This window comes from Dietzia sp. B19 (assembly GCF_014145155.1).
Taxonomy (GTDB): Bacteria; Actinomycetota; Actinomycetes; order Mycobacteriales; family Mycobacteriaceae; genus Dietzia; species Dietzia natronolimnaea.
Window position 1 is genome coordinate 1 of record NZ_JAALED010000167.1, and the last position, 5,055, is coordinate 5,055.

5 protein-coding genes and 1 pseudogene are annotated in these 5,055 nt (G+C 68.6%); 4 read left to right on the forward strand and 2 right to left on the reverse strand.

Going from position 1 to position 5,055, the window contains the following annotated elements:
- Positions 1-561, forward strand: a pseudogene (locus tag G6020_RS05890) (galactofuranosyl transferase); the annotation flags it as partial.
- Entirely contained in the window at positions 558-1,157 is a 600-nt protein-coding gene (locus tag G6020_RS05895) for a maleylpyruvate isomerase family mycothiol-dependent enzyme (protein WP_179524264.1), read from the forward strand. The pseudogene G6020_RS05890 and the gene G6020_RS05895, both read left to right, overlap by 4 nt.
- 16 nt (positions 1,158-1,173) lie before the next feature.
- On the opposite strand, the gene G6020_RS05900 is transcribed toward G6020_RS05895, so the two are convergent.
- Positions 1,174-1,368 (reverse strand): ferredoxin, encoded by a 195-nt coding sequence (locus G6020_RS05900; RefSeq protein ID WP_095717092.1) that lies wholly within the window; start codon positions 1,366-1,368, stop codon positions 1,174-1,176.
- A 53-nt stretch (positions 1,369-1,421) separates the two neighbouring features.
- Positions 1,422-2,921 carry a fatty acid desaturase gene (locus tag G6020_RS05905; RefSeq protein ID WP_095717091.1) on the reverse strand — a complete coding sequence of 500 codons (1,500 nt, stop codon included), beginning with the start codon at positions 2,919-2,921 and terminating at the stop codon, positions 1,422-1,424.
- A gap of 203 nt (positions 2,922-3,124) precedes the next feature.
- Here G6020_RS05905 and G6020_RS05910 point away from each other — a divergent pair, with 203 nt between their 5' ends.
- Positions 3,125-3,598, forward strand: a complete 474-nt coding sequence (locus G6020_RS05910; RefSeq protein WP_182609977.1) for a DUF4442 domain-containing protein — start codon at positions 3,125-3,127, stop codon at positions 3,596-3,598.
- A gap of 68 nt (positions 3,599-3,666) precedes the next feature.
- A complete protein-coding gene (locus tag G6020_RS05915; protein ID WP_182609978.1) occupies positions 3,667-4,866 on the forward strand; it encodes a TerC/Alx family metal homeostasis membrane protein in 1,200 nt (399 codons plus the stop codon).
- Positions 4,867-5,055 lie beyond the last annotated feature (189 nt).

A 5,055-nucleotide genomic window follows, 5' to 3' on the forward strand; every position in this document is an offset into this window, starting at 1 on the left:
CGCGGCGTGGTGTGGCGACGCTGGCGCAGCGAGTTGTTCGCCGACGGCGAGGGCGGCGACCGCGGTGCCGGTGACCCTGGTGCCGGCGTCCCTGGTGCCGCCGGCCCCTCCCGGACCGACACCGACCTGCTGCCCGGCATCGCCTCCCTGTTCAACGGGGCGCTGTTCACCGCGGACTGCCTGGACCGTGTGGGCGTCCCGGACCTGCGGCTGTTCATCCGCGGTGACGAGGTGGAGATGCACCGGCGCCTGGTGCGCTCCCGACTGCCCTTCGGCACGTGTCTGACGACCGCGTACCTGCACCCGCAGGGTTCCGACGAGTTCAAACCGATCCTCGGCGGCCGCATGCACACCCAGTTCCCCGACGACCCGGTCAAGCGGCACTTCACCTACCGCAACCGCGGCTACGTGCTCACCCAGCCCGGCAACCGGCGCCTCATCCCGCAGGAGATCCTGCGCTTCGGCTGGTACTTCCTGGTCACCAGACGAGACCCGGCCGGCCTGCGCGAGTGGCTGCGTCTGCAGCGGTTGGGCGCGGGCGAGCGGTTCGACAAGCCATGACCGACTGGATCGCCCTGCAGTCCCGGGCCGCCGACCTGTACGACCGGGTCCTGCCGATGGTCACCGACTGGGACGCCGCCACCCCGTGCAGCGAGTGGACCGCCCGTGAGGTGCTGGCCCACGTCGTGGACGAGCAGATGTGGGTCCCGGGACTGTTGGCCGGAGGGACGGTCGACGAGGTGGCCGGGGACCTCGAGGAACCGCTCCGTCGGCTCACCGGGGCCAGCGGCCCCGACCTCGTGGCCTTCTGGCACACCCTGCGCGCGCCGGTGGCCGCCGCGTGGCGGGGAACCCCCACCGACGACGAGGTCCACCTCTCCTACGGTCGGGCGCCGATGGTGCACTATCTCGCGCAGCAGACCTTCGATCTGGCCGTCCACGCCTGGGACCTGTCGGTCTCCCAGGGGGTCGACCTGCCGTGGGGCGACGAACTCGAACGCGCCGTCCTCGACTTCGTCCGGACCGATCTCGCCGACGACCCGGCCCCCGAGCTGTTCTCCGCTCCGCTACCGGGCTTCGACGGAGAAGGGGTCCCGACCCGGCACGCCGCTCTCGCGCGTACCGGTCGGGACCCCTCCGCCTGGCCGGCGGCCTAGAGCTCTGGCCGACGGCCTACCCGGCCTCGCGGAGCGCCGCCATCGGGCACTTCTCGATGGCCTTGCGAGCCCTCTTCTGGAGTTCCTCGGGGACCTCCTCCACGAGCAGGCGCACCACCTCGTCGTCGTCGCCCAGGGCGAAGACCTTCGGGGCGAGGCCGACGCACACCGCCTGCCCCTCGCACCGGTCCGGGTCGATCGCGATCTTCATGGGAAACCTCCTGGTTGGAACACTGGGTACACGGGTGTCACGGCCTGGCGGTATCAGCTCACCGGCACGAAGTCGACCTTGTCCCGGACGCCACAGTCCGGGCACTGCCAGTCGTCGGGGATCGCCGACCACGGCGTGCCGGGGGCGAAGCCCTCCCGCGGCTCACCCAGCGACTCGACGTAGTGGTGGCCACAGTTGGGGCAGGCATAGGTGCCGATCGGCGAGACGGCGCCGCGGACGGCGTCCACGTCGGGCTCGGGATCCAGGACGGCGGTCGCCGTGGCGGCCGGGGCGGAGGACCGGCTGGTCGCGGTGCTCGCGCCGGTGGCCGACGGGTCGCCGTAGCGGGCGAGGATCCGCTCCCGCTTGGACGGTTGGATGTTGGCCCTGGTGACGTCGCCGTCGTAGTGGTCGAGCACCCGGTGGTCCATGATCCGGCGCCAGATCGGCGGGAAGTAGGCCACCACGATGAGCGCGGCGTACCCGGCGGGGAGCTGCGGGGCGTCGTCGGTGGTGCGCAGGACCTGGTAGCGGCGCATCGGGTTGGCGTGGTGGTCCGAGTGGCGCTGCAGGTGGTAGAGGAAGATGTTGGTGACCAGGTGGTCGGAGTTCCACGAGTGCTCGGGCCGGCAGCGCTGGTAACGACCGCTGTCGAGCTTTTTGCGGCGCAGCCCGTAGTGCTCGAGGTAGTTGACGACCTCCAGCAGACTGAACCCGTACACCGCCTGCAGGATCAGCCAGGGAAGGACCTCGAGTCCGAAGACGGCGGTGAGGCCGCCGAACAGGACCAGCGTCATGAGCCAGGCGTTGATGTTGTCGTTACGCAGGGTCCACGGTGACTTGCCGAGGCGCTCGAGGCGGTTCTTCTCCAGCTCCCAGGCGGAGATGAGGGAGCCGATGACGCTGCGCGGGAGGAAGGCCCAGAACGACTCACCGAGCCGCGAGCTGGCCGGGTCCTCCGGGGTGGCGACGCGGGCGTGGTGCCCACGATTGTGCTCGATGTAGAAGTGCCCGTAGGCCGTGGTGGCGAGCGCGATCTTGGACAGCCACTTCTCGGAGTTCTGGATCTTGTGTCCGAGTTCGTGGGCGGTGTTGATGCCGATGCCCCCCGCGATGCCCACGGCCCAGGCGACGCCGATCTTGGCCACCAGCCCCAGCCCGCCCTCGTGGCCGAAGAACGACAGGTCGTCGGCGGTCCACAGGTAGCAGGCGAAGATCAGGGCGGCGTACTGCACCGGGAGGTACAGGTAGGTGCACCACCGGTAGAAGGGGTCGGCCTCCAGGCGTTCGATGACCTCCTCCGGCGGGTTCCGACCATCCACCCCGACGACCATGTCGAGCAGAGGGATGAAGACGAACACGACGAAGGGGGCGACGAACCACGCCACGACGGCGGCGGTGCCCCACCCGGCGTGGGAGAACCACGAGAACAAGCCGAGAGAGATGAACAGGGCGCCGGCGGGGATGAGCCCGAGCAGCCACAGGTATCGCTTGCCGTCAGTCCAGGGGTACGGCTGCGCCGCGGTCTCCCCTGCCTGGAGGTCGGTGTGCATCACAAGTCTCCCTCGATCGAGCCCGGCGGCGTGTGTCGCACGCCACCTAGTGGGTCAAATCTAGACAAACGTGAGCCGTTTGTCTAGACAGGGGCCGGCTTTTTGTCCAAGCGCCGTCTCCGGCAGACCTCCCCGACAGGTCATCCCGTGCGTCCGCTCGAACCCAGGCCGTAACTGACTCGCGGGTAAGTTAGGATCGGCGCGTGCCCAAGACCATGCTGCACCGCTACACCTCCAGCCCCCGGGCGTTCACCCTGCTGGGCTCGCTGTACCCGCCGCTGCTCGGTTCGGGGATCCGCATCCGGCACATCGCCCCGGACTGGAGCCGCGGGGAGCTGAGCATGCACGTCGCACCCTGGACCGCCAACACCAACGGCACCGCGTTCGGCGGCGCACTGTTCGCCGCGACCGACGTCCTCTACGGGGCGTTGCTGTCCGGGCAACTCGGTGGCGGCTACCAGGTGTGGACCAAGAGCGCGACGATCGACTTCCGGGCCCCCGGTCGGGGCCGACTGCGGTGCGTGGTGGACGTCCCCGGCCCCGAGGCGGACGCCATCCGGGAGCGACTGAACGACCACCCGAGCACCAGCGTCGTCCACACCGCGGTGGTGAGCGACAGCCGCGGCACGACGGTCGTGGAGGCGCAGCACACCATGTTCATCCGACGGAAGAGCTGACCGGGGGCAGACCGGCCCGAGGCGCGTAGGATTATCCGGTCCCCGGCCCTCCTCGGAAAGGACTCCCGTTGGGAGCCACCCCGCTCGCCTGGTCGCTGTCCGTCGGCCTGATCGTCGCACTGCTGCTGTTCGACTACTTCTTCCACGTTCGCAAGGAACACATCCCGACGCTCAGGGAGTCGGCCATCTGGTCCGCGACGTACGTGGGCATCGCGATAGCCTTCGGCTTCCTCGTGTGGATCTTCGGTGGAAACCAGATGGGCGTGGAGTACTTCGCCGGGTACATCACCGAGAAGGCGCTCTCGGTCGACAACCTGTTCGTGTTCCTGCTCCTGTTGACCAGTTTCAAGGTCCCGCGGGCCGGGCAGCAGAAGGCACTCCTGTTCGGCATCGTGTTCTCGATCATCGCCCGGACCGGGTTCATCTTCGTCGGAGCCGCCCTGCTCAACGCGTTCAGCGCGCTGTTCTACGTGTTCGGGCTGTTCCTCATCGTCACCGCGGGCCGTCTCCTGGCCGAGGACGACGAGGACGACGACGCCGACAACGTCGTGGTGCGTCTGGCCAAGAAGTTCATCCCGGCGACCGATCACTACGACCACGACAAGCTGTTCACCATCGAGAACGGCAAGAAGGTCATGACGCCGATGATGATCGTCATGGTGGCGATCGGCGGCACCGACATCATGTTCGCGTTGGACTCCATCCCCGCGATCTTCGGCCTCACCCAGAACGTCTTCATCGTCTTCACCGCCACCACTTTCTCGCTACTCGGCCTGCGCCAGCTGTACTTCCTGCTGGACGGTCTCCTCGACCGCCTCGTCTACCTCAAGTACGGCCTCGCGGCGATCCTGGGCTTCATCGGCGTCAAGCTGATCCTCCACGCCCTGCACGAGAACAACCTGCCGTTCATCAACCAGGGCGAGCACGTCGACGTGGTGGAGGTACCCACCTACCTGTCACTGGGCGTCATCGTGGCCGTGCTCGTGGTCACCGTCGTGGCCTCCCTCGTGAGCCCGGCCGGCAAGGCGCTCACCGTGCTCGGCAACCTCAAGCGGCACTCGCACGAGTACCTCAACAAGAACTTCACCGACGACCCCGTCGAGCGCGCCAAGCTGTGGGCCAAGATCCTCGACAACGAGGACAAGCTCAAGTCGATCGACCGGAAGTACTTCGGCTCCGAGGGCGACGTCTGGGAACTCGAACAGCTGCTGCGCAGGGTCTGGGACGATCACGCCCGCTACGAGCGCGCCACCGACTACACCCGCTGACCGACCACACCAGCCGACCGGTCTCTACGCGCTCCGGCCGGCCCACATCCCGAGGGGATCGGCGACCGGTTCCCCGGGAAGCGGTGGGAGCAGCAGGGCCCCCGGCCACAGTGACCGCAGCACCGGGAGCACGCCACCCACACCCGGGTCGGGGGCCTGCCCACGCGGTCGCGCGCCGCCCAGGGCCGG